A 23,353-nucleotide genomic window follows, 5' to 3' on the forward strand; every position below is an offset into this window, starting at 1 on the left:
CCAAAACCTGCTGATGTGCTGGACCGGCACCTGCACCACCTGCGGCCGCCCCCTCACCACCAGCAGAACCAGAACCTAACGAAGCACTACTAGGCGCCGACCCCCGTCTGACTGGGGCGTACGGGCCCTTGGGACCAGGGTGTGCCATGGAGGGCAGCCTGCACCAGGTCCATCATCTGTTGTTGGCTGCTGATCTCCAGCCGACGGCTGCTGGTCTCGTGGCCGCCGCTGAAATAGTCGATGGCGACATCGCCGCCGATGTCCTGCAGCGCCTTCGCGTAGAGGTAGGCCTGCCTGGGGGGTGTGCGGGTGTCATGGGTGGCCTGCATGATCCAGACAGGGTTGCTCACCGCGTGGACATAGCTGATCGGCGACGACCGTTCGAGCTGGGCCGGGTCCGCCTCGCGGCCTGCGCCGAAGAAGCTCCGCCAGGCCGTGCTCAGCGCGGGGTTCATGTCTTCCAGAGCGGTGACCCAGTCCGCCATGGGGACGAACGCCATCGCACCCGCGAAGAGTCCGGGCAGACGGCCCGAGGACAGCAGCGAGAGATAACCGCCGTACGACGCGCCGGTGATGAAGACCCGGTCGGCGTGGGCCACTCCGTGATCCACGAGGTGGCGTACCGCGGACTCGATGTCCTCCAGTTCCCTGCGGCCGACGTCCGGGAGGAAACCCTCGCGGAACTCTCGCCCGAAGGTGACCGAGCCCCGGTAGTTGAGCGATGCGAACGCGACCCCTTGGTCGACCCAGGCCTGCGCGTCCGGGTGGTAGGAGTCCACGGTCACCATGTTCGGTCCGCCGTGCAGCTGAAGCACCAGCGGCACCGGTCCCAGGGTTCGCGGCGGCTGGCACACCCAGAGCTGCAGGAGGGTGCCGTCGGCGGAACGGACCGTGTGTGAGGTGGCCCGTGTGCCGGCCGTGGCCGGCGGTTCGGGTGTGCGGCGGTGGATCTCGCCGGTGGCCCGGTCGACTTCGAGGACCGTCATGGGCTGGTCGAAGCGCTGGTGCAGCAGCCGGATGCGACCCTCGGCGGTGTAGTGGGACGCCCACTGGTACAACTGCGCCGCGGCCACGTCGGGCTCGAAGTACGCCCCGGCGGGGTGGGCCACCCTGTGTAGTTCGCCGCTGCCCAGGTCGTACTCCATGACGTGGTGGGTGCCCTGGTCGACGTGGACCAGCAGAAGCCGCGAGCCGTCGTCGGACCAGTCCAGGGCGACCAGGTCACCGCTCAGATCGGGGGCGTCGACATCGATCCGGACGCCGTCCGCCGGGTTCCAGACGCACGGTCGGGCGAAACCGCTGCGTTCGGTGGAGACCAGCATCCGCGGGTCGCCGTCCAGCGGGGAGAACCGTACGCCGCGTACCGGCGCCTGTGGTCCGTCCGTGAGTGTGGCCAGGACCTCTCCTGAACCGCAGTCCACGACGGTGACCGCGAAGCGCCGGACGCCGGGGTTGTGGTCGGTGGTGTCGATGCTGGCTGCCCGGCCGTCCGCGGAGACGAGGCTGTTCCATGCTTCGTGGGGCGAGTTGAAGAGCCGCCGGGGAGCAGTCGGCCGGGAGCTGTGGAGGAGCCAGAGGCTGAAGCCGTCGGGCGCGGCCGCGGCGATGACGGTGCTGTCGTCATCGCGGGCGGTGTCGATACCTCGGAGGGTGTACGGCGGCAGGTCGGGGGTCAGGTTCCGGTGTTCGGCGCCGTCCAGCGACGTGGCCCATAGGTGGCCCACCTCCGACCCGTTGTCGTCGTGCAGGCTCAGTACGAACTGTGCGTCCGCACTCAGGATTGCCTCGCCTACGTCGCCGATGTCGGCGGACACCGGCAGGTCGGAGCCGCGTTCGGCGTCCCGGAGGGTCAAGGTCTGGCCCTGCTCGGTGTCGTGTACCACCAGGCAGTGGTCTCGCCGTCCTCGACCGCGTCTCATGGACAGCATCCGGTCGACGGTGAAGAAGCGGTGCCAGTTCTCGGTCATGGGGCACGGTCTCTCTGTAGTGGTACCGGTGGTCGGCGGAGCGGGCGGTTCGGGGGGATGACAGGCGGTGCGCTTCGGAACAGGATCAGGCCTCGTCGAGCAGTCCCAGCAGATGGTCGGTGAACTCGTCCGTGCTCGCGGTGCCACCCAGATCCGGGGTCAGGACGTCCGCGCTCGCGAGTGCCGCGGTGAGCGCGGAGGTGATGTCCTCTGCCGCCTCCGGGTGACCGAGGTGGTCGAGCATCAGCGCGGCGGACCAGATGGCGCCGACCGGGTTGGCGATGCCGCGGCCGGCGATGTCGGGCGCGGAGCCGTGCACCGGCTCGAACATCGACGGGTACGCACGCTCCGGGTTGAGGTTGGCGGAGGGTGCGATGCCGATGCTGCCGGCCACCGCGGCGGCCAGGTCGCTGAGGATGTCGCCGAACAGGTTCGAGGCGACCACGACGTCGAAACGGCTCGGGTCGAGCACGAACTTGGCGGCGAGGGCGTCGATGTGCTCCTGGTCCCAGGCGACCTTGTCGTGGCCGGCGGCGACCTCGGCGACGATCTCGTCCCAGAAGGGCATCGTGTGGACGATCCCGTTCGACTTGGTGGCCGAGGTCAGCCGCCCGCGTCGCCGCTCGGCCAGCCCGAACGCGTACTCGGCGACACGCGTGACGCCGGCCCGGGTGAACACGGACTCCTGGACGGCCATCTCGTCGGGGAACCCCCTGTTCAGCCGCCCGCCGATCTCTCCGTACTCGCCCTCGACGTTCTCCCTGACGACCACGAAGTCGACCTCGCCGGGGTGGGCGTCGCGTACGGGGCTCGGCACGCCCTGGAAGACGCGGATGGGCCGCAGATTGACGTACTGACGGAAGGCCCGGCGGATGGGGATGAGGAGCCCCCAGAGGGAGACATGGTCGGGCACGCCCGGGTAGCCGACGGCGCCGAGAAGGATCGCGTCATGGGCGCCCAACTGTTCCAGGCCGTCCTCCGGCATCATCGATCCCTCCCGCGTGTAACGCTCGCAGGACCAGTCGAACTCCTCGAAGTCCCAGTCGATGCCGTGGCGGCTGCCTGCCCGCTTCAGGACGCGGCAGGCTGCGGGCACTACCTCTGTGCCGATCCCGTCTCCCGGTATCAGCGCGATGCGATGGGTCGTCATGGCTCCGATTGCATCAACGCCGCAGGTGGAACGTCCAAGTCGGATCGGTGATGTCCCTGATAGGGACGACCTATCGGTCGTCGGCCGCCGTCGACGGGCCGGTCGTCCCGTCGGTCGCCAGGTCCAGGCAGGCGCGGGCCGCCGGAGTCAGTTCCGATCGCCTGCTGACGAGGGCGACCTTCAGGACCGCACGAGGCTCCAGGTCGAGTACGAGCGCACCGGCGCGCTCGGCCAGCTGCCGCCACGCGTCCGTCACCACCGCGAAGCCGACTCCTTTGAGCACCAGGGGCAGGATGGACACGCGGTGCTCGCTCTCCACCGCGATGGTGAGATCGATGCCCTGGTCCCGCAGCCCGTCCACGAAGGTGCGCATCCCGGTTCCGCGCTGGCCCGCGATCACCCGGTGCCCGTCCAGTGCCGCGCAGTCCACGGGCCGCCCGGCGGGGAACGGCCCGTGGGACGGGGTGACGAGCACGAAGCGCTGCTCGCCCAGCGGATGGGCCGCCACCTCCCGGTCGGGCAGTGGACCGGGGGTGGCCAGCAGCCCCAGTTCGCAGGCGCCCGTACGGACCAGTTCCACGACGTCGCGCGGGGTGAACGCGGCCCGGATGTTCACCACCACGTCCGGGTAGCGGGCCGCGAACCTCTCGATCAGCCCGCTCAGCGGTTCGACCGCCTGTGACGGCATCGCCGCGATGTCCAGGGCCCCGCCGCGCAGGGCCTGGACGGTGCCCACACTGGCTCGCGCCAGCTCCAGGCCGCGTACCGCCGCCCTTGCCGGCTCCACCAGGGCGACACCGGACTCGGTGAGGACGGCCGTGCGGCCGATCCGGTGGAAGAGACTGCATCCCAGATCGCGTTCCAGCGTCTGGATGGCTTGGGACAGCGACGGTTGTGAGACATAGAGCGCGGCGGCCGCCCGGTTGAACCCGCCGTGGTCGACGATCCCCAGGAAGTACTCAAGCTGTCGAATGTCCACCCGTGCCACTCTCCGAACATCGCAGACAGCTCCTTATAGGGCATGCCTATCAGAGACATCGCCGAAGTGTCTTGGACAGGGGACCGGATGGATTGCTGTCATCGGTGGCATGAACGACGAGCTGCTTGCGGGCTTCACCCGGCACCACGTGGATGCCGACGGGGTGCGGATCAACGTCCGCGTGGCCGGCGAGGGCTCGCCCGTGCTGCTGCTCCACGGATATCCGCAGACCCATCTGATCTGGCACCACGTCGCCCCGCTGCTGGCCGCCGGGCACACCGTGGTCCTCAGCGACCTGCGCGGGTACGGGGACAGCGACAAGCCCGCCTCGGCGGCCCCGGGGCACGCCACGTACAGCAAGCGCGCCATGGCGCACGACCAGTGGCGGGTGATGGGCGAACTCGGCTTCGACCGCTTCGCCGTCGCGGGCCACGACCGCGGCGGTCGCGTCGGCCACCGCCTGGCCCTGGACCATCCGGAGGCGGTGTCGGCACTGGCGGTCCTGGACATCGTTCCCACCCGCCACGCGCTGGGCCACGCCGACAAGGACTTCGGACTCGGCTACTACCACTGGTTCTTCCTCGCTGCGGGCAACGGCATCCCCGAACGCCTCATCGGCGGCGACCCGGACTTCTGGGTACGAACCCGGATGACGGCCCGCCACCACGGCGGCACGCCGTTCCACCCGGCGGCGCTGGACGAGTACGTCCGCTGCTTCGCCGACCCGGCGGCCATCCACGCCTCCTGCGAGGACTACCGCGCCGCCGCGGGCATCGACCTGGTCCACGACGAGGAGGACGCGGCGGCCGGCCGGGTGCTGGAATGCCCCGTGCTCGCGCTGTGGGGGGAGCACGGTTTCGTCGGCCGTACCTACGACGTCCTGGACGTCTGGCGCGGATACGCGAAGGACGTACGGGGCCGGTCCCTGCCGTGCGACCACTACGTGCCCGAGGAGGCCCCCGTACTCACGGCGGAGCTGCTGGGCGCCTTCTTCGGACCTGGGACGGATTCCGCCGCGGCGGGGAAGGACGGACGGCGATGACCTCCGCACGCACACCGGAATCCGTGGACACCGACCGGATGGTCGGGCGTCTGGCGCAACTCGTCGGCATCGAGACACCGTCCGGGCACGTACCCGGGCTGGAGGCCTGTTACGACCTGCTGACCGCCTGGGCCCCCGCCGCGCTCGGCTCGGCCCGGAGGTACGTCGGCGACGGCGTCCCGCACCTGTACTGGCGCCGCGAGCCCGCCGGGCCGACCCCTTCGGGCGTGCTGCTGCTGGGCCACGCGGACACGGTGTGGCCGCTGGGCACCCTCGACACCCGGCCCTTCCGGCGCGACGGCGACCGGCTGACGGGTCCCGGCGTGTTCGACATGAAGGCCGGTCTCGTGATCGCGCTCGAGGCGCTCGACCTGGCCCACCCCGCGGGCCATATCAGTCTGCTGGTGACCGGGGACGAGGAGACCGGCTCTGTGGGCTCACGCGCCCTGATCGAGGAGGCCGCCCGGGAACACGCCGCCGTCCTGGTTCTGGAGCCGAGCGACGGCGACGCGGTCAAGACCGCCCGCAAGGGCGCCGGCATCTTCCGCCTCTCGGTGAAGGGGCGCGCGGCGCACGCGGGCCTCGAACCCGAGGCCGGGGTCAACGCCTTGGTGGAACTCGCGCACCAGGTCCTCGCGGTGAATCGGCTGGGCGACCCCCGGGCCGGCACGACTGTCACACCCACCGTGGCCCGGGCGGGGAGCACCGTCAACAGCGTCCCGGAGTCGGCTCGGCTGGACATCGACGTCCGCGCCTGGACCCTCGACGAACTCGACCGCGTGGAGGGGGAGCTGCGGGGACTGGCGGCACGGATGCCCGAGGCCGGCCTCGACGTGACGGGCGGCATCAACCGGCCGCCTCTCGAACGGCCCATGGCGGCCGCACTGCTGACGAGGGCTCAGCAGGTGGCCCGCGCCCACGGATTGGGCGATCTGCGGGAGGTGGCGGTGGGCGGCGCCTCGGACGGCAATTTCACGGCCGCAGCCGGGACACCCACCCTGGACGGTCTCGGCGCGCGCGGAGGCGGTGCGCACGCCCGTCACGAATGGGTCGAGACCCGTTCGCTGGCCCAGCGGGCCCTCCTGTTGGCCGGACTCGTCGACGCGTTGAGACCATGAGCGGCGCCCCGGCCGTCAAGGCCTGTCGGTGCCGTCCGCCGGTTCCGCCGCCGTGCGGGCCCTCGCCGCGATCCGGGTCTCCAGGGCGTCGAGGAACAGCTCGACCGCCGCGTCGAACACCCGGGGGTCACCGATGGCGTTCAGCCGGTCCGCGTTCGCCGAGATCCTCGGATACCTGTCGGCGGACAGTTGCCGGTACTCCAGCTCCCAGGCCAGGGTGTCCCGCTCACGCGTGCCGGGATCGAGGGCCAACAGCCCCGCCTCCATACTGGACAGGGAACGCACCACGTTCCCGAACACCCTCAGGTACATGGTCACGTCGTCACCCTGGAGACCGGCCCGCTCCAAGGCGCCCAGGGCGAACTCGACGTTGGCGAACTCCATCGGCCTGCGCGTGGTGCGCGCCGCCATCTCCAGAGCGAACTGCGGATAGCGCAGATAGTGCTCGTGGATGTGGTGGGCGAGGGACCGCAGGTCGTCGCGCCAGGACTCGGTCGCCTCCAGCTTCCCGCCGTAGGAACGGGACCGCAGCCCGTCGACCAGCTCCAGGATCAGCTCGTCCTTGTCCCGGAAGTGCCGGTAGATCGACGTGGGGTGGGCGCCCATCTCCCGTCCCATCGCCTGGAAGGTGAGCGCGTCCAGCCCTTCCCGTGTCGCCAGCCGCTCCGCGGCTTCGAGGATGACCTGACGGCTGAGGGTGGCCCGGGGCAGCCGCCGGCGCGGCGGCTCGGAGCTGTCGCCTGAGCGCGTATCGGACATGGGGCTCCTCCACTGGCCGTCGTCGTCCGCGTGAGAGACCTCCGACCTTGGCCCACGCGTGGTCACGACGCAAGTCAACACCATTGACTATCTAGTTGCCTACAACCCTTGCTATGAATTCGCCCGTTATCTACGCTGTCGCTCACGCGACCCGTCGGTACGCGCCACAGGGAAGGTTGAACGACCATGAACCACCCTCTGACCAGCCCATCCGAGCGACCTCCCGGGGCGGTCCGGCGCCGCGCGCTCCCGCTCGCCGCCGCCTGCACCGCGCTCGGACTCGGTCTCTCCGGCTGTACCTCGGGCGACACCGGGGCCACCGGCGCCTCTCCCGTCACCAGCCACGGCGTGCAGGCGGCCACCGCGGTACGGCAGGGCGGCAGCCTGGTCATCGGCGCCGAGCAGGAACCCGACTGCGCCGACTGGATCGCCACCTGTGCCGGGTCCATCTGGGGCACGTACATCATGGAGACCCAGACGATCCCCCATGTCTTCACCGCCGCCCGTGAGGGTTCGGACTGGGTGCCCGAGGTGTCCGGGCTGATGGCCTCAGAGCCCACCATCTCCGGCGGGGCGCGTCCGAAGATCACCTACAAGCTCAACCCCAAGGCCGTCTGGTCCGACGGGAAACCGATCACCTCGGCGGATCTGAAGTACACCGCGCTCCAGATCCGCGACGGCAAGGACATCTTCGAAAAGACCGGGTACACCAAGATTGCGTCCGTGGACACCCCCGACGAACGGACCGCGGTCGTCACCCTCAAGGAGTCCTACGGCAACTGGAAGGACCTGTTCAGCGGGGAGTACGGGGTGCTGCCCAGCCATCTGCTCCAGGGCAGGGACCGCGACGCGATCATGAAGAACGGCTACACCTTCAGCGGCGGCCCCTGGAAGATCCAGAAGTGGATCAGAGGGACCTCGGTCACCCTCGTCCCCAACGACCGCTACTGGGGCAGGAAGCCCCATCTCGACAAGGTGACCTTCCAGTTCACCGCCGACACCGCCGCCGCCTTCCAGGCCTTCCGCAGCGGCCAGTTGGACGCGCTCTACCCCTCGCCGCAGCTCGACGTGATCGACCAGATCACGTCCGGTCTGCCCAAGACCGACATCGAGACCGACGCCCAGACCGGGAACCTGGAAGCGCTCTGGATGAACAACGCGCGCTTCCCCTTCGACTCGGTCGACGTCCGCCGGGCGATCGGCTACGCGGTCGACCGCAAGGCCCTGGTCGAGCGGCTCTACGGCCCCCTCGGCGTGAAGCAGCCCGCCCAGAGCTTCAACTCCCCGCTCGTGTCGCGCTACGCGGGCACCGACTTCTCCTCCTACGTCCTGGACCTGAAGAAGGTCGACCAGATCATGAAGGGCGCCGGCTGGGCCAAGGGCGGCGACGGCATCTGGGCCAAGGGCGGGCGCAAGGCGGACTTCACGATCGTGTCGCTGGCCGGGAACAAGCGGCGTGAGCTGACCGAGCAGGTGCTCCAGGCGCAGCTCAAGAACGCCGGCTTCGCGATGCGGATCAAGAACACCACCGCCGCCAACCTGTTCAGCAAGGTGGCACCGGCCGGAGACTTCCAGCTGGGGCTGTGGACCATCGTCGACTCCTTCCCCGAGCCCACGCTCGACGCGAGCTTCGCCTCCGGATCCATCCCCTCGGCCGCCAACGGACAGGCGGGCATCAACTTCATGCGGGCCCGCGTCCCGGGCCTCGACGGCCTGCTGGACCAGGTGGCCGCGGACATGGACGAAACCACCCGCGTCGCCACCTCCCTGAAGGCCGACAAGCTCATCGCCCAGGACGTTCCGGCACTGCCGCTGGGCACGGTGCCCAACGTGCTGCTGTGGAACAAGCGCGTGGGCGGCAAGATCTCCATCAACCCGGTCCGAGGTCCCTGGTGGAACCTTGAGGACTGGGGCCTGGCGAAGTGACACGGCCATGATGACCTTCCTCCTCAGACGACTCGTCTACTCCGTCCCCGTCCTGGCCATCGCCTCCTTCGTCCTCTTCTGGGCCGTACGCACGACCTTCGATCCACTGACCAAGCTCCGCCAGAGCCACGACCCGGCCGCGCTGAGGCGCGAGACCGCCCGCCTCGGGCTGAACCGCCCGGTGATCGAGCAGTACGGCCTGTGGATGAAGTCCTTCGTCACCGGAGACTGGGGGACCAGTACCAGGACCGGCGGCGCCGTCCGCCCGATGATCGGCTCGGCGCTCGCCACCACCGCCCAACTCATCGGCTGGGGCGTGCTGTTCGCGGCCCTGCTGGCCCTGGCCATCGGACTGTTCTCCGCCGCCCGCCAGTACTCCATGGGCGACTACGCGTTCACGGCTCTGTCCTACCTCGGCATCGCGATGCCGCCGTTCTGGGTCGGCCTGATCCTCATCCAGGTGCTCGCCGTCTGGCCGCAGCAGCAGTTCGGGCTCTCCCAGCCGCCGCTGTACTTCGTCGGCCTGCACACCGCAGGCAGCAGCGGGCTGAACCTCGACTACCTCCGCCATCTGGCCCTGCCCGTCCTCACCCTGACGGTCAGCCTGATCGCGAGCTGGTCCCGGTTCGGCCGGGCGTCGCTGCTGGAGTCCCTCGCCAGCGACTACGTCCGCACCGCCCGCGCCAAGGGCGTACCGCGGCGCCGCATCCTCGTCCGCCACGCCACCCGCAACTCCCTCGCGCCGTTCCTGACAGTCGTCGCCATGGACTCGGCGCTGCTCGTCGGCGGTCTCGTCGTCACCGAACAGATCTACTCCATCCCCGGCATGGGGCGGCTCTTCCTGGACTCCATGCTGGCCGGTGACGTCTTCACGCTGCTGCCGTGGATGCTCGTGGTCGCCGTGGCGATGATCCTCTTCAACCTGCTGGCGGACGTGGCCTACGCCCTCCTCGACCCACGGGTGTCACTTCGATGAACGCAACCGCAACCACCGATACCGCGCGCGAGGCCCGCCAGTCGCTGCTCGCCGTACGAGGATTCCTCCACCACAAGCTGGCCGTCACCGGCCTGCTCGTCCTGCTGACCCTGGCAGTGTGCTGTTTCGGCGCCGACTGGATCGCGCCCTACCCCCGCAACGCGCAGGATCTGCTGCTGGGCGCCGCGCCCCCGTCGGGTTCTCATCTGCTGGGCACCGACGAACTCGGCCGCGACTACCTGAGCGAGGTGCTGTACGCGGGCCGGATCTCGTTGGCGATCGGGCTGGGCGTCGCCGCCCTGTCCACCACCCTGGGCACGGTTTTGGGAGCCGTGGCCGGCTACGTCGGCGGCTGGGTCGAGGAGATGATCATGCGGCTGACCGACCTATTCCTCGTGGTGCCCGGGATCGCGGTCCTCGCCCTGGCCCTCCAGGGTTTCGGCTCCTCGCCCTTCACCATCGTGCTGGTGCTCTCCGGCCTCGGCTGGACGTTCATCGCCCGTGTCGTCCGCGCGCAGGTCCTGAGCCTGCGCGAGAAGGAGTTCATCGACGCGGCGCGCGTCCTCGGAGTGCCCGGCTTCCGCATCCTGTGGCGGCATCTCCTGCCGAACCTGGTCGGAGTGATCGTAGTCAACGTGTCCCTGGCCGTCGCCGGAGCCGTGATCATCGAATCCACCCTCAGCTTCCTCGGATTCGGCATCCAGCCCCCGCGCTCCAGCTGGGGCAACATGCTCAGCCAGGCCGCCGGCATGGTCGGCACCTCGAAGTCCTACCTGCTCTACGCGCCCGGCGCCGCGATCGTCCTGACCGTGCTCGCCGTGAACTTCGTCGGTGACGGACTGCGCGACACCTTCAGCCCGCAAGGAGGCCGACGATGACAGACGACCGGCATTCCCCGGAGCGAGGGACGACAGCCGCCGATCCCCTCAAGGGCCCGACCCCGGCTCCGGCAGGGGCCCCGACCGGCGAGGAGCAACTCCTCTCGGTCCGCGACCTGACCGTGCGCTACCGCACCGACTCGGGGTTCGTCACCGCCGTGGACCGTCTCAGCTTCGATCTGGCCCCCGGCGAAACCCTCGGCATCGTCGGCGAGTCCGGCTCGGGCAAGAGCGCGGCCTCCCTCGCCATGATGGGCCTGCTCCCGCGAACCGCCGAGGTCACCGGATCCGTACGACTGCGTGGCCGCGAGCTGCTGGGCCTGTCCGACGGAAGGATGCGCGAGATCCGCGGGCGCCGCATCGCGGTGATCTTCCAGGACGCCCTGTCCGCGCTCAACCCGATGATGACCGTGGGCGCGCAACTCATGGAGGCGGTCCAGGTCCACGATCCGAACCGCACCGGCCGGGCCATGCGCGAGCGCGCCGTCGAACTCCTCGACCTCGTCGGCATCCCCTCGCCGCAGGAGCGCCTCGACCAGTACCCGCACGAGTTCTCCGGCGGCATGCGGCAACGCGCCCTGATCGCCATGGGCATCGCCAACGACCCCGACATCCTCATCGCCGACGAACCCACCACCGCCCTGGACGTCACCGTGCAGGCACAGGTCCTGGACGTCATCGAACGCGTACAGGACCGAACCGGCACGGCCGTCGTCCTGATCACCCATGACCTCGGTGTGGTGGCCGGCCTGGCCGACCAGGTCATGGTGATGTACGCCGGAACGAAGCTGGAGGAAGCTCCCGTCGAGCCGCTCTTCTACGAGCCCGCGCACCCCTACACCCGGGGCCTGCTGGCCGCCCTCCCACGCGTCGACCGGAGAGCCGGCCGGCTGTTGCCCATCCCCGGACAGCCCCCACAGGCCCACGACCGCCCCGCAGGCTGCCCGTTCGAACCCCGGTGCTCGTACGCCGAGCCCGCCGCCTGCTCGGTGCCGGTACAAGCGGTCACCGAGGTGACCCCTGGCCACACCACGGCCTGCGTGCGGATCCACCAGATCGCGAGCGTGATCCGATGACCACGACAGCCACCGCCACCACCACCGCGGCCATCGAGGTCCGGGGCCTCGTCGCCGAGTACCGGCTCAAGCGACGCCTGGGCAGCCACGCCGGCACCGTCCAGGCCGTCGCCGGTGTCGACCTGACGGTTCCCCGGGGCCGCACCCTCGGGCTCGTGGGTGAGACCGGCTGCGGCAAGAGCACCCTGGGCCGGACCCTCGTCCGCCTGGTACGCCCTGCGGCCGGACAGGTCCACGTCGGCGGCATCGACGTGGCCGCAACCAAAGGGAAGGAAGCCCAACGCCTGCGCCGCACCGTCCAGTTGGTCTTTCAGGACCCCTACTCCTCACTCAACCCGAAGATGAGCGTACGAGCCCTGCTCGCCGAGCCGCTGAAGGTCCACGGACTGCATCCGGGCCGACGCGAAGAACGCGTGCGCGAACTGCTGGAGCTGGTCGGACTGAACCCCGCACACGCGGGGCGCTTCCCCCACGAGTTTTCCGGCGGCCAGCGTCAACGCATCGGCATCGCACGCGCGTTGGCAGTCGAGCCCGAGATCCTCGTGCTGGACGAACCGGTCAGCGCCCTCGACGTCAGTGTGCAGGCCGGCGTGATCAACCTGCTGGAGGACCTCCAGCAGGACATGGGCCTGAGCTATCTGTTCATCGCCCACGACCTGTCCGTGGTCCGGCAGATCAGCGACGAGGTCGCGGTGATGTACCTGGGCCGCGTCGTCGAACAGGGCCCGGTCGACGCGCTCTACGAGCACCCGGTCCACCCGTACACCCAGGCCCTGCTGTCGGCCGTGCCCGTCCCCGACCCCCGCGTCGAGCGCGCCCGCAAACGCATCGTCCTCACCGGCGACCTGCCCAGTCCCCTCGCGCCGCCCTCCGGCTGCCGCTTCCGGACCCGCTGCTGGAAGGCGACCGAAGTGTGCGCCACCACGGACCCGCCCGACGTCGAAGCGGGCGACGGCCACATCGCGGCCTGCCACCACCCTCAGCCCATCGAGCTCGCCCACCCCACGTCCGTGAAGGAAGCCTGACACGTGACGCCGGAATCGGAAGCGGGCCTAGGGCGGGGGCGCTTCCGGCTCTGCTGAGGGCTCGCAGAGAAGCAACACGCTGGTTCTCTGCGAACCCTTAGTCCCAGGTCCCGGGCAGGACAGTGGCGACGCGTGCTCCGTCCAGGCGCTCGAGGCCGGGCATGGCCACGTGGCGGGTGTGGGATCAACCCAGAGACGGCTCGTGGCCCGAATCGGCCAGGACGGGCGAGACCAGATCTATGTCGATGTCATGGCGCCCACCAGCAACACAACCGCTGCCTGGAAGCCTGAGCTCGCTGGGCCAGGTTGGCCAGGTCTTCCAAGATTTCTGCCGTGACCTCGACACTCATCCCGAGCTGCTCGAGTTCGGCGGTTTTTGACCATGGCTAGGCGAACCGCAATAGGTCGTTCTGGGATGCCGAGGCCAAAGCGGCGGTGAAAGTATCGGTCAGGCTGACGATGAACGCCCCCTCGCCCTGGGGGTCGGACAGCCGCTGCCCTGACCACGGATAGTCGCTGGCCTCCTCGAAATTGAGGCCTGTCATGACGGCTTCGAGCTGCGTAATCGAGGCAACCGGGTCGAAGTTCTCAGGGAGACCCACGTCGAGGTCCGCTTGACTCGGCCCTCCCTGCACCTAGCGGACGGGGGAGCCCCTCTACCGTTCGGGCCGCTGCCGGGGGAGAGGCCCCCTGGGGGGTCCGGTGGGTCGGCCTGGAACCTTTCGGAACCCGTGTTGAGCAGTGTGCCTTCGGGTGAACACGTGTCGCGTGGAGGGCGGAGGCCGGGGGTTTGCGGGTGTCGGGCCGGACACCCTCGGCCGAGGGCGGGGCAGGTCTGGGACAGTCGGGGCGGGAGATTAAAGGTCGAGGACGGCGCGGAGTGCGTCGTCGACGAGTTCCTGCTGCTCCGGGCCGATGTTCCCGTGCGGGGTGCCCGCCTCGAAACGGAGCGTGGAGAGCTGGAGGAGGTTGACGGCGACGGCGGAGGCGTCGACCGGGCTGGTCAGGTGCACGCTCATCGCGGTGTCGGGATGCTGCGCCGGTGCGTGCAGGACCAGGACGACGACAGCGCCGTAGGCGTCGGCGAGCCCGTCGAGACTGACGACCAGGACGGTACGGGTGCCCTTGCCGGTGTCAACGTCCCAGACGTCCCCCTTGCGGATGGTCACAGAGCGTCGCCCTCGCCGGCCAGGTCGAGTGGTGCGACGGCGGCGAGCCTGCGCGCGGCGTCGAGCGTCATCTGACGTCGTACGGCCCGCACGATGTAGTCGTTCAGGGACGACGCGCCTGCGGCGGCGTCGCGCAGTTGCTTGTCCATGGCGTCGGGAATCCGCAGAGTGATGGCAGTCATGACACCAATTCTAGTGGCAGAACTGCCGTCACCGCAGCCCCACCCAGTTCCACACCGTAGCCCCACCGAGTTCCACACCGCAGCCCCGCCGCGTTCCGCACCGCTGGAGGGGGCGGCCGACGTTCTGGACCAAGCACGAGCACCGCCTACGACCGGACGCCCATCGCTACGCCGGGCCGCCGTCCGCGCTCGACGACTCGCTCACAGGGCCCGGGTCCCGCTCCAGCCCCGCCGGGACCGACCAACTGGCGAGCAGCTTCAGCCCCTCCTCTGCGGCGGTTCCGGGGGCCGCGCTGTAGACGACCACGCTCAGGCCGCTCTCGTCCGGCAGACTCAGGGTCTCCTGATCGAGCTCCAGGTCGCCGACGAGCGGATGGTTGAGACGCTTGGTGCTCTCCCGGAAGACATGGACGTCCTGGGAACCCCACATCACACGGAACGAGTCGCTGCGGGTGGACAGTTCGCCGATCAGGTTCGACAGTCCCCGGTCGTAGGGGTGCTTCCCCGCCTCCACACGCAGCGCCCCCACGGCGAAGCGGGCCATGTGCTCCCAGTCGACGTAGAACCGCCTGGCCGCGGGACTGAAGAACGCGAACCGGGCGACGTTCCCTCCGCAGGTCGGGTCCGCGAACATCTCCGCGTACAGGGCCTGGCCCAGCGGATTGGCGGCCAGTGTGTCCAGGCGGTTGTTCATCACGGACGCCGGCAGACCCGGCATCGCGTCGATGATCCGCGCCACGCTGGACCGTACCGCCGGGCGGGGCGCGCTCCGCCGGGTCCGCGCGGAGGGCGCCTTCCCCTCGGCGCGGCTGAGGCTGTACAGATACGTGCGCTCGGTGTCGTCGAGCCGCAGGGCGAGGGAGAGCGCGTCCAGCACGCTGTCGGAAACACCTCTGAGATTGCCGCGCTCCAGACGCGTGTAGTACTCGACGCTCACCCCGGCGAGCGCGGCGACCTCGCCCCTGCGCAGTCCGGGCACCCGCCGCTGACCGTAGGTCGGCAGCCCCGCCTGCTCCGGGGTGATCCTCTCGCGCCGGGAGCGGAGGAATGAGCTGACTGCGTCCCGGTTGTCCATGGGGACAGCGTAGGCAGGCCGCGCGCCGGGTGGGGGTCCCTGCCAGTACCCCTCACAGCGGAGACTCCCCGGGGCCCGCCGTGTCCCGTTGCATGGTGATGCCCCGATACCCGGGGCCCGACCGGGACGAGAACGCACGCGCCCCGGCCGGACGCTCAAGTACCCAGTTCCTTCTCCGTACTTGAGCACCGCGACCGCACAGAAGAGGCACACACGATGAGCAACCGGACCGAGACCGAGACGGTGACGGAGAGTTCCGCGGATGTCGTGCGAGGGCTGTACGACGCGCTGCGCACAGGCGACGTGCCGGGCGTCCTGGCCAAGCTCGCCCCCGAGGTGATCGTCGACGAGCCGAACCAACTCCCCTACGGCGGAGTCCACCAGGGCCGTGAGGTGTTCGCGCGGTCGGTCCTGGGCGCGATGTCGGGCTACGCGGACATCGCCATCACCGCAGCCGAGGTGTTCGAGGGCCCGACGGGCGTCGTCGGCACCCTCACCGGCACACTCACGGCCCACACCACCGGTGAGCGCTACCCGCTGACCATGGTCGAGATCCACCAGGTCGAGAACGGCACGGTGAGCAAGATCGACGTCTACACCAAGAACCCCGACGAACTCGCGGCGTTCTACGCCCGCGCCGAGGCGAACACCCACTGAGCACGACACGTCGTCGTGGGAACTGCCGCTGCTCCGCGTACCACTGGCGGCAGGCCGCGTCGGCGTCGTACTCCACGGCGGGTGCCGCGGCCGGCTCGGGCTCGCGGGCCGGCTCCAACTGCGGGGCGGCGGGCAGCAGTACGGGTTCGATGCCCATGGCGGCGAGGCCGGAGGGGGCGACCACACTCGCCCCCAGGGCGGTGCGGGTCGGTAGGGACCTGCCATGACATTCAGCGACTGTCATGACGCGACGAATGCCCCATCGAGGCGAGATCATCTCAGTCGTGGGCCTGGCATCCCTGCACGGTCCAGATCTACGGGCTCTGGATCTACCGGCCGAGGTCAGTAGAGCCAGCGGTCCAGGTGTGCTGGCCAGAGAAACCCCTCGTAGCCGTTGAAGGCCGCCGGGTCGATCTCCTTCAGCTCCTCGGCCAGCCGGTTCAGCTCGGCGACGGCCCGCTCTTCCTCCTCTTCGGAGAGGTACTCGTCGGGGCTGTCCGGCTCGCCGATACGCTCTGAGGCTGTGACGCGACTGCCGTAACGGTGAAGGACGTCGAGCCACACGTCGACACCCGAGTTTGCGAACCATGCCTCTCCGTCCGGCATGACGAAGTAGACGGCCCCGGTCTCCGCCTCAACACCGAACCATGATCGCTCAGCTGGTTTATAGGGGTCGGTGTCCTCTGTGAGGCGGTAGAGCGGACCACGGGATGTGCGCAGGACCGGATCGGCCTCGCTCTGTGCCACGATCCGCTCGATGAGGCGTGGAGCCACAGGGATCTCTACCTCGGCAAGCTGCCTCTTCATGAACTCCGGGATCCGCCAGACGGCCACAATGTCCCGTTCGACTCGTGTGACATGCCTCAGACCGGCCCACTCGCTCAGCTGGTCGTGCGTCGCCATCGAACGATCCATTTCCGTCGGCTGCGGTCCTGACCCTACCGAGCCGACCTCAGGCCAAGGCAAGACCACATTTACGGGGCGGCCCTTAACTTCAGCCGGACTTTTCGCCGAGCCGGATGCGTCGTAGCTTCTCCCGCCGGGGCCGATTTCGGTATCGAGGTAGTAGTTCGGCAGCCAGAGCGGCCGACTCTGCTGATGTCGCAGGCGCGGCGTCCGCGACGCAACTGGGCCGTCAGAATCCCAAGTCTGAACAGCATCTGCGTGCGCGATTCCCGGGTCGTGCCGGACGCATGCACCTTCGAACCGCCGGCGGCCCTGCGCCCGTGTCTGGCGAGCAGGCGCAGGGTCGCTGGGGAGCGGGCTGTCGTCAGACGGCGGCGTCGAGAACCGAGCGCACCACGATTTCGCCGACGTCGACCTGGTCGGGCTGGTTGACGGCGTAGACGATGGCATCGGAGACGGCGGCCGTGGGAAGCGCCAGTTTGTCCGCCATTCCCTGGACCCACGCCATGGTGCCGGGGTCGCCGCCCTGGATCAGCTCGGACTCCACGAAGGACGGGCTGACCACGCTCACGCGGACTTCGCTGTTTTCCTTGCGGATGCCCTCCGAAATGGCCCGTACCGCGTACTTGGTCGCGCTGTAGACGGCGGTGGTGGGTGACACCTCGTGCCCCAGCGTGGAGGAGATGTTGACGAAGTGACCGGCGCCCTGGGTCTTCATGAGCGGCAGTGCCGCCGCGACGCCGTGCAGCACTCCGCGTACGTTGACGTCGATCATCTGGTCCCAGTCGGCCGTCCGACCCATGATCAGGGGTGACAACGGCATGACACCGGCGTTGTTGACCAGGACATCGATCCGCCCGTGGCGCTCGTGCGCCGTGTCCACGAAGGCCTTCACGCTGTCGAGGCTGGTCACGTCGAGTTCCGTGTGGTCGGCCGAGCCGCCGTCGGCCCTGATGCTGTCGGCGATCGCGGCCAGCCGGTCGACCCGTCGGGCGCCGAGGACAACGTGGTGCCCGCCAACTGCCAGGGCCCGGGCGGTGGCCTCGCCGATGCCACTGCTGGCTCCGGTGACGAGGACGATCTTCGGGGTTGAGGTGGTCATGTGCTTCTCCGGGTCCTGATGACGGCGACGCGGCCAGCAGCGATGGCTGTGACCTGCGAGGGTTGTGCGGACGGGGCCCTGTCCTGCATCGAGACTGACACCGCCGGCCCGGCCGTGGAGCCCTGGCGGGGGCCCAGCGGAACATAGGTTCGGCTGGGCCACGATCGACCGCGAATCCGTCCCTTGCCGGGCACACAATGGGGTGTATGGACCAGAACACCGAACTGGGGGAGTTCCTGCGCTCTCGCCGGGCGGGCCTGACCCCCGAGTCGGTCGGGCTGTCGACGAACGGACGGGCCCGCCGGGTTCCGGGGCTGCGTCGCGAAGAGGTCGCCCGGCTGGCCGACGTGAGCACGGACTACTACACGCGTCTGGAGCAGGGACGCCATCCCAACGTCTCGGAGAGCGTGCTGGACGGTGTGGCCCGCGCGTTGCGCCTGGGGCCGGTCGAGCGCGACTACCTCTTCCACATCGCGCGGCCACGCGTCACGCGCTCTTCTCGGGGCCATGTCCGGCCCGAGCGTGTGCGGCCGGAGGTGCATCAGATGCTGGAAGTGCTGGGAGCGGTCTCTCCTGCCTTCATCGTGAACCACCGGCTCGACGTCCTGGCCTCGAACTATCTCGCCCGGGCGCTGATCACCGACTTCGACGCGCGGCCGGCCCGGGAGCGCAACTTCGCGCGCTTCGTACTCTTCGCGCCCGCCGCGAAGTCGCTCTACGACGACTGGGAGGCGATGGCGCGGATCATCGTTGCGAACCTCCGCATGTCGTCCGGACGCCACCCCGACGACACCCGGCTCAACGAGCTGATCGGCGAGGCGTGCGTCAAGGTGCCGGAGTTCAACGGCTGGTGGGCGAGCCACCAGCTCGACCACTGCGGCTACGGATCACAGCGGCTCCACCATGCCGTGGTCGGCGAACTGACCCTGCACCACGAAGCACTGGCCTTCTCCGCCGCCCCCGACCAGACGGTCTGCCTCTACACCGCAGAGCCCGGATCGGCCTCCGCGCAGACCCTGGCCCTGCTGGCGAGCTGGAGCGCACCGAACGCTGCGGCACGCTCCGACCTCCATGGTTCCGCGGACCAAGCCGCACCGACCGGACAGAGGCCGGGCCACAGCGCGTCCCGGGACTGACGAGTCTCTTGGAACAGTTCCAACGCCTCGATCAGTGCGATCCTCCAACGGGAAGCCTCTACGGCCGCCCGCGCTGCCGCTCGTTCCCGATCTCATGGTGCACCACGGTCACCAACTTGCCGAAGCAGCGCGGGCCCAGCCCGGTGAACGGGGCCATCCAGACACCTCAGGGCACTTACGCGTCAAGTCCTCATCGTTGAGTTCACCGGTTTCCCCAGCGATTCCAGAGCGTGCGATGCCATTCGGTGGCATCGGCTCCGGGCAGCGCCACCGGCGGCACCGGCCCCGGGCTGGTCTCGATCAGGTGCAGCAGCGACCAGGCGACGCCGTAGCAGTCGTCGGGGCCAAAACAGGCAGCCAAAGCATCCGCCTCGTCGGCTGTGACGGGCGCGGAGATGGCTTCGAGTTGATTGACTCGGCGGTCGATCTCCTCCTCGTCGGCGTCACAGTTGGGGAGATGGCCGTCGGCGACGAACGCCTGGACTTCGGGTCTCATGTGTGAATGATCGACTGCTGTGGGCGACCTGTGCAAGGCGCCTTGCCGCAGGTCAGGCAGCAGCTGTCTCGGCCACCTAGGGCGGTGCGGGGAAGGCAGCAAGCTCGTCGAACCGTTCGCCGTACTGGAGACAGTGGTAAAGCTGGCCGATCATGCGGTCGAAAGGTTGCGCTGGGCGGCGGCGTGCCAGTCTGTGTGGTTGTCGCGGCGGCGCCGGTAGTGGGCTTTGGCGCCGGGCGATGCGGTGATCGCGGAAAGCGCCCAGAGGTACTCGGCGTGGTTGAGGCGGTCGTTCTTCACCCAGCCTCGGGTGATGCTGGCCTTCTTGCCAGATGCCTGGGTGATGGGTGAGGCGCCGGCGTAGGCCTTGAGGCCGCGGGCGTCGGCGAACCGTTGTCGGTCGTCTCCGATCTCGGCGAGTACCCGGGCGCCGAGCTGGGTGCCGAGGCCGGGGAAGCTGAGAATGATCTCAGCGTCCGGGTGCTGAGGGAATGCCTCCTCGACCGCCTCGGCGAGGTTGTCGGCGGCGGAGCAGGCGGCCTCCAGCTGAATCAGGAGAGCAAGCATCTGCTTGCCGAGCGCGACCTCGTCCAGCTCCGACTGGTGGGCCCAGCCGCCCGAAAGACCTCGCGAAGCCGCTCCGTGTCGGCTGCGATGCCCCGCTGACGACCGGCCCGCTTGAGCGCAGCCTGCAACTGTGTGTGGGTAAGCCGAGCCGCTTTCATCACCCAGACACTCGTCGAGGACCCCATGCTCCTGGTGCTCCCTCCAGGCCATGAGCAGGCAGGGCGGGAACCCGTCACTTTGCGGTCGCTGCGAGACGAGAAGTGGATCACAGGGGCAGGCGCCTCGGATCCCGCCACTCGCCTTCTGGCATGGGCCTGCGCGCGGGAAGGCTTCGAACCGGTGCACTCCATAGGCACCAGTGATCGCCGGGCCCTGCTGGAATTTGTCGCTGCCGGACTCGGAGTCGCCCTCATCCCAGCATTGGACCTGGTCGGCCAACGGGACGACGACGTGGTCCGGACAATCGCCGGGCCGACTGTGGCTCGCCGTATCGACGCTGTCCAGTTACGGACCAGAGTGACCGAAAGCGCCGGTCGTCTACTGTCTGAACTGCGGATCGAAGCAAACCGCATTCGCCTCAGAAAGGGCGACCCACGACTGAACTGATGCCTCCACTCCCACACCTGATGATCACCGGGGAATCAGAACAGCGTGGTCGGCCCGAGTATCAAGTCCTGCCTGGCGCCAGCCCGTGCACTTGGGGGGCGGGGCGTACGGACGGACGCTCACCGCCGCGGGCCTGATGATCTCCGGGCTCCCTGCCTGCCATAGTCCGCAAAGTTCCTCCCTGCCGTATCAAAACCCGTTCGGAAGACGCGCGCATTTCCAAGGGGGAGGCGCGATTGCGTCATCCGGCGGGCGTCGCCACGGTAGCCCGATGACGTTTGCCCTTTATTCCCCACGCGCGGTCGTGGGCCAGCGCGTGGAGTGGCCGACGCATCCGTCCGGGGCGTTCCGCAGCCAATCCTCCAGGTCTGTGGCGGTCGCCCGGATCGTAGCCACTCTTCAATGTCTGCAATCCGCTTCTGCACGCGGAGATCGGCCGCGATCCTCGCGGGCAACCTTGTGGACCTTTCTGGATACGCCGTCAGGAGTTGCTGCGCGGTGATGTCTGTATGAGTGAAGTCCGCCCCAGCTAGGCGGGCGGACCCGAACTCGGCGCCCGCGAGCCTCGAACCTTCGAAATGAGCCTTGGCGAGGTTGGCATTCGCGAATGAGGCATCGGAGAGATCTGTGTCGGCAAAAGTGGCACCAGTGAGGTCTGTGCCCAGAAGGTCGGCGCCGCTGGCCTTGGCCTCGCGGAATGCTGCGTCAGTGAGATCAGCGTCGGCGAGGTGCGCGTTAGTGAGTGTCGCGTCGCCGAAGCTTGCTCGCCTCAGGTCTGCGCAGGAAAGACGCGCGTCGGTGAGCCAGGCATTTCTAAGGTCGGCGCCCGGCAAGCTTGCCTGCTGGAGCGAGGCGTTGTCGAGAATCGCGTAGTTCAGCACGGCCTCGGTGAGATCTGCTTTGTCGAGCAGAGCATTGCTGACATCGATGCTCTCAAGCTGAGCGCCTGCAAGGTGGGCTTGGCTGAGATCTGCCTGCCTGAAGTTCAGCCGGGTCGGCCCCACGTAGTGCAGGTTGGCGCCCTCGAGGTGAACTCCATGCAGATCGACGGTGGTTAACCTGTCGTGCGCGGGATCTCGGTAGCCGAGGACTGAGAGCGCTGCGTCTATGTCTAGCTTCCGGGTCTCGACACGTGGTGAGTGGGTCGCGGGCGCATCTGCATGGACACGGACGTAAGCACTGAGCAGGTTGATGATGGACGGCTGGTCGCGTGGGGAGTCGCTCATGATGCGCTGAAGGGCGTAGATGCCGCCGAGGCGTACGTCGATCGCATTGGAGCCCAGGTTGGAGACAGCAGCGTTGTACCGGTCGGTTATCTGGCCCTGCTCGGTGATGTCCAGCGAATCCTGGCTCTGGTGCACGGCAACAAAAGTGAAGATCAGGGCGATGACTGCGGCCAAGCCTGGAAGCGTGGTCGCGACGACCATTGCCCATTGCGCACGTAGCATCCGACGTTCCCGTTCCCGCTCAGCAGCAGCGGGATCCGACGGCGTGGGTCCAGGACTTGGGGGAGAGGCCGGCGGTATCGGTGGACCAGAGTTCGGTCCGGGAGCGCTCGGCTCGGGGGCTGGGTCCGGCACAGGTCCGGGCTCCGGGTCAGATGAGCTGGTTGTCACAGCAACTCCTCCCCGGTTTGATGCAATTCCGGACTTGTCATGGCCTGACGTAGGACGCACGGCGTACCTGTTCAGTTCCTCATCTAGGTCCGGCCAACAGGCGGTGCAAGGTCTGGAACACAACACCACGCCACACCCAATTCCCGGCGGCACGGTGGACCACTTCGGTACCTAGAAGACACAGCGGCTGCCTCAGGTCGCCGACGGCCCGGCGCTGAGGGTGGCCTGGAGAATTCGAGATACGAGACCTCGCCCGGCGTGCGGCGATGATCCTCCAGCTGCAGGATGGACAGCTTTGGTCCTCCGACTGATCACAGCGTGGTCGTGTACTGCGGGCGAGACATACTAGGGGTTCTGCGTGACTACCCACCCATCAACGTGAGCGATCGGTGTCGCCGCTGTGGACTGACAGAAGTAGAGGTGATGGAGTGACCAGCCAGGAACAGGAACGTCTGCTGACAGAGGCGCAGGACTTGGAGGACCGGGTTCCTCCCCTTGCAGCCGGCCCACGAACAGAACACGAGCGACTGATGCTGGAGCGGGCGGCCGAGTTGCGACGGCGGGCTGATGACTACGTGCCCGGATCCTCAGGCGCGCTTCGCCAGCGCCTCGTGGAGGTCATCGAGAACGGTATCTGATACCTACGCTCGTCCCGCTTCTGCACGTGTCAGTGAGACGCTTGATGCCTGGAATGAAGAGGCTGTCGTACGGGCGCGAGACACCGCACGAAAGCTCGTCGCCGGTCTCATGCCGGGAGCCACAGGCACGGCGATGGCTGATGAGATTGCTGACAAGATTCTGGCTGCCATCTGGGTGAAAGACGTCTGATGGATGCCTGGTGCTTCGACGATGGGACGCTTCACCGCTTTCACCCGCCCGGAGGAGCCATGGTGTACGGCGGCCTGGGTCACTTCCGCGTGGCCTCCGAAGAACAGGCCATTGAGG

23 protein-coding genes and 2 pseudogenes are annotated in these 23,353 nt (G+C 68.6%); 11 read left to right on the forward strand and 14 right to left on the reverse strand.

Going from position 1 to position 23,353, the window contains the following annotated elements:
• Window positions 1-89 precede the first annotated feature (89 nt).
• The 3 genes from ACIPTO_RS42020 to ACIPTO_RS42030 all read right to left on the reverse strand — a co-directional run bounded on the left by ACIPTO_RS42020 (window position 90) and on the right by ACIPTO_RS42030 (window position 4,096).
• The gene (locus tag ACIPTO_RS42020) at window positions 90-1,967 is read right to left on the reverse strand and encodes a prolyl oligopeptidase family serine peptidase (RefSeq protein ID WP_401200940.1); all 1,878 of its coding nucleotides are present in this window, start codon (window positions 1,965-1,967) and stop codon (window positions 90-92) included.
• Between the two features lie 85 nt (window positions 1,968-2,052).
• Complete coding sequence (locus tag ACIPTO_RS42025) at window positions 2,053-3,117, reverse strand: tartrate dehydrogenase (RefSeq protein ID WP_401200942.1); 1,065 nt, start codon at window positions 3,115-3,117, stop codon at window positions 2,053-2,055.
• A gap of 70 nt (window positions 3,118-3,187) precedes the next feature.
• Window positions 3,188-4,096 (reverse strand): LysR family transcriptional regulator, encoded by a 909-nt coding sequence (locus tag ACIPTO_RS42030; RefSeq protein WP_401200945.1) that lies wholly within the window; start codon window positions 4,094-4,096, stop codon window positions 3,188-3,190.
• A gap of 109 nt (window positions 4,097-4,205) precedes the next feature.
• Between ACIPTO_RS42030 and ACIPTO_RS42035 the strand changes: the two genes are divergently transcribed.
• Both ACIPTO_RS42035 and ACIPTO_RS42040 read left to right on the forward strand, forming a co-directional pair.
• Complete coding sequence (locus ACIPTO_RS42035) at window positions 4,206-5,138, forward strand: alpha/beta fold hydrolase (protein ID WP_401200947.1); 933 nt, start codon at window positions 4,206-4,208, stop codon at window positions 5,136-5,138.
• Window positions 5,135-6,256 carry a M20 family metallopeptidase gene (locus tag ACIPTO_RS42040; RefSeq protein WP_401200949.1) on the forward strand — a complete coding sequence of 374 codons (1,122 nt, stop codon included), beginning with the start codon at window positions 5,135-5,137 and terminating at the stop codon, window positions 6,254-6,256. Before ACIPTO_RS42035 ends, ACIPTO_RS42040 begins: the two co-directional genes overlap by 4 nt.
• Window positions 6,257-6,271: 15 nt before the next feature.
• Here the strand turns inward: ACIPTO_RS42040 and ACIPTO_RS42045 are convergent, their stop codons facing one another.
• Window positions 6,272-7,015 (reverse strand): TetR/AcrR family transcriptional regulator, encoded by a 744-nt coding sequence (locus tag ACIPTO_RS42045; RefSeq protein ID WP_401200952.1) that lies wholly within the window; start codon window positions 7,013-7,015, stop codon window positions 6,272-6,274.
• Window positions 7,016-7,201: 186 nt separating this feature from the next.
• Here ACIPTO_RS42045 and ACIPTO_RS42050 point away from each other — a divergent pair, with 186 nt between their 5' ends.
• Genes ACIPTO_RS42050 through ACIPTO_RS42070 form a run of 5 tightly spaced genes read left to right on the forward strand, consistent with a single transcriptional unit; the run spans window position 7,202 to window position 12,896 of the window.
• Window positions 7,202-8,941, forward strand: a complete 1,740-nt coding sequence (locus ACIPTO_RS42050) for a peptide ABC transporter substrate-binding protein (RefSeq protein WP_401200955.1) — start codon at window positions 7,202-7,204, stop codon at window positions 8,939-8,941.
• Window positions 8,942-8,948: 7 nt separating this feature from the next.
• The gene (locus ACIPTO_RS42055) at window positions 8,949-9,917 is read left to right on the forward strand and encodes an ABC transporter permease (protein WP_401200958.1); all 969 of its coding nucleotides are present in this window, start codon (window positions 8,949-8,951) and stop codon (window positions 9,915-9,917) included.
• Window positions 9,914-10,795, forward strand: coding sequence for an ABC transporter permease (locus ACIPTO_RS42060; protein WP_401200960.1), 882 nt, complete (start codon window positions 9,914-9,916; stop codon window positions 10,793-10,795). Before ACIPTO_RS42055 ends, ACIPTO_RS42060 begins: the two co-directional genes overlap by 4 nt.
• Window positions 10,792-11,871 (forward strand): ABC transporter ATP-binding protein, encoded by a 1,080-nt coding sequence (locus ACIPTO_RS42065; RefSeq protein WP_401200963.1) that lies wholly within the window; start codon window positions 10,792-10,794, stop codon window positions 11,869-11,871. The genes ACIPTO_RS42060 and ACIPTO_RS42065 overlap by 4 nt, the downstream gene beginning before the upstream one ends.
• Window positions 11,868-12,896: an ABC transporter ATP-binding protein gene (locus ACIPTO_RS42070; protein WP_401200965.1), complete on the forward strand. Its 1,029-nt coding sequence runs from the start codon at window positions 11,868-11,870 to the stop codon at window positions 12,894-12,896. Before ACIPTO_RS42065 ends, ACIPTO_RS42070 begins: the two co-directional genes overlap by 4 nt.
• Window positions 12,897-13,282: 386 nt before the next feature.
• Here the strand turns inward: ACIPTO_RS42070 and ACIPTO_RS42075 are convergent, their stop codons facing one another.
• The 4 genes from ACIPTO_RS42075 to ACIPTO_RS42090 form a co-directional block, all read right to left on the reverse strand.
• Window positions 13,283-13,498: a hypothetical protein gene (locus ACIPTO_RS42075; protein WP_401200967.1), complete on the reverse strand. Its 216-nt coding sequence runs from the start codon at window positions 13,496-13,498 to the stop codon at window positions 13,283-13,285.
• 255 nt (window positions 13,499-13,753) lie between these two features.
• Complete coding sequence (locus ACIPTO_RS42080; RefSeq protein WP_401200969.1) at window positions 13,754-14,065, reverse strand: type II toxin-antitoxin system PemK/MazF family toxin; 312 nt, start codon at window positions 14,063-14,065, stop codon at window positions 13,754-13,756.
• Window positions 14,062-14,247 carry a hypothetical protein gene (locus ACIPTO_RS42085; RefSeq protein WP_401200971.1) on the reverse strand — a complete coding sequence of 62 codons (186 nt, stop codon included), beginning with the start codon at window positions 14,245-14,247 and terminating at the stop codon, window positions 14,062-14,064. The genes ACIPTO_RS42080 and ACIPTO_RS42085 overlap by 4 nt, the downstream gene beginning before the upstream one ends.
• A gap of 166 nt (window positions 14,248-14,413) precedes the next feature.
• Complete coding sequence (locus ACIPTO_RS42090; protein WP_401200974.1) at window positions 14,414-15,322, reverse strand: helix-turn-helix domain-containing protein; 909 nt, start codon at window positions 15,320-15,322, stop codon at window positions 14,414-14,416.
• A 216-nt stretch (window positions 15,323-15,538) separates the two neighbouring features.
• Between ACIPTO_RS42090 and ACIPTO_RS42095 the strand changes: the two genes are divergently transcribed.
• Window positions 15,539-15,979 carry a nuclear transport factor 2 family protein gene (locus ACIPTO_RS42095; RefSeq protein WP_401200976.1) on the forward strand — a complete coding sequence of 147 codons (441 nt, stop codon included), beginning with the start codon at window positions 15,539-15,541 and terminating at the stop codon, window positions 15,977-15,979.
• 342 nt (window positions 15,980-16,321) lie between these two features.
• On the opposite strand, the gene ACIPTO_RS42100 is transcribed toward ACIPTO_RS42095, so the two are convergent.
• Together ACIPTO_RS42100 and ACIPTO_RS42105 are read right to left on the reverse strand one after the other, a co-directional pair.
• Window positions 16,322-16,882: an SUKH-4 family immunity protein gene (locus ACIPTO_RS42100; protein ID WP_401200979.1), complete on the reverse strand. Its 561-nt coding sequence runs from the start codon at window positions 16,880-16,882 to the stop codon at window positions 16,322-16,324.
• Window positions 16,883-17,249: 367 nt separating this feature from the next.
• Window positions 17,250-17,987 carry an SDR family oxidoreductase gene (locus ACIPTO_RS42105; protein WP_401200982.1) on the reverse strand — a complete coding sequence of 246 codons (738 nt, stop codon included), beginning with the start codon at window positions 17,985-17,987 and terminating at the stop codon, window positions 17,250-17,252.
• Window positions 17,988-18,193: 206 nt separating this feature from the next.
• Here ACIPTO_RS42105 and ACIPTO_RS42110 point away from each other — a divergent pair, with 206 nt between their 5' ends.
• The gene (locus tag ACIPTO_RS42110) at window positions 18,194-19,123 is read left to right on the forward strand and encodes a helix-turn-helix transcriptional regulator (RefSeq protein WP_401200984.1); all 930 of its coding nucleotides are present in this window, start codon (window positions 18,194-18,196) and stop codon (window positions 19,121-19,123) included.
• A 36-nt stretch (window positions 19,124-19,159) separates the two neighbouring features.
• Here the strand turns inward: ACIPTO_RS42110 and ACIPTO_RS42115 are convergent.
• From ACIPTO_RS42115 to ACIPTO_RS42125, 3 genes and pseudogenes are all read right to left on the reverse strand, one after another.
• Window positions 19,160-19,280: pseudogene (locus ACIPTO_RS42115) on the reverse strand (IS5/IS1182 family transposase); the annotation flags it as partial.
• Window positions 19,281-19,325: 45 nt separating this feature from the next.
• On the reverse strand, window positions 19,326-19,619 hold the full coding sequence (locus tag ACIPTO_RS42120) for a hypothetical protein (RefSeq protein WP_401200987.1): 294 nt from the start codon (window positions 19,617-19,619) through the stop codon (window positions 19,326-19,328).
• Between the two features lie 76 nt (window positions 19,620-19,695).
• Window positions 19,696-20,341 (reverse strand): annotated as a pseudogene (locus tag ACIPTO_RS42125) (IS110 family transposase); the annotation flags it as partial.
• A 28-nt stretch (window positions 20,342-20,369) separates the two neighbouring features.
• Between ACIPTO_RS42125 and ACIPTO_RS42130 the strand changes: the two are divergent.
• Window positions 20,370-20,792, forward strand: coding sequence for a LysR substrate-binding domain-containing protein (locus ACIPTO_RS42130; RefSeq protein WP_401200990.1), 423 nt, complete (start codon window positions 20,370-20,372; stop codon window positions 20,790-20,792).
• A 119-nt stretch (window positions 20,793-20,911) separates the two neighbouring features.
• Here the strand turns inward: ACIPTO_RS42130 and ACIPTO_RS42135 are convergent, their stop codons facing one another.
• Window positions 20,912-22,192 (reverse strand): pentapeptide repeat-containing protein, encoded by a 1,281-nt coding sequence (locus ACIPTO_RS42135; protein WP_401200993.1) that lies wholly within the window; start codon window positions 22,190-22,192, stop codon window positions 20,912-20,914.
• Between the two features lie 644 nt (window positions 22,193-22,836).
• On the opposite strand from ACIPTO_RS42135, the gene ACIPTO_RS42140 reads away from it, so the two are divergent.
• Window positions 22,837-23,046, forward strand: a complete 210-nt coding sequence (locus tag ACIPTO_RS42140; RefSeq protein WP_401200996.1) for a hypothetical protein — start codon at window positions 22,837-22,839, stop codon at window positions 23,044-23,046.
• The last annotated feature ends 307 nt before the right edge of the window (window positions 23,047-23,353 follow it).

Origin of the sequence: Streptomyces sp. NPDC090083 (genome assembly GCF_044747445.1) — a bacterium.
Classification (GTDB): domain Bacteria; phylum Actinomycetota; class Actinomycetes; order Streptomycetales; family Streptomycetaceae; genus Streptomyces.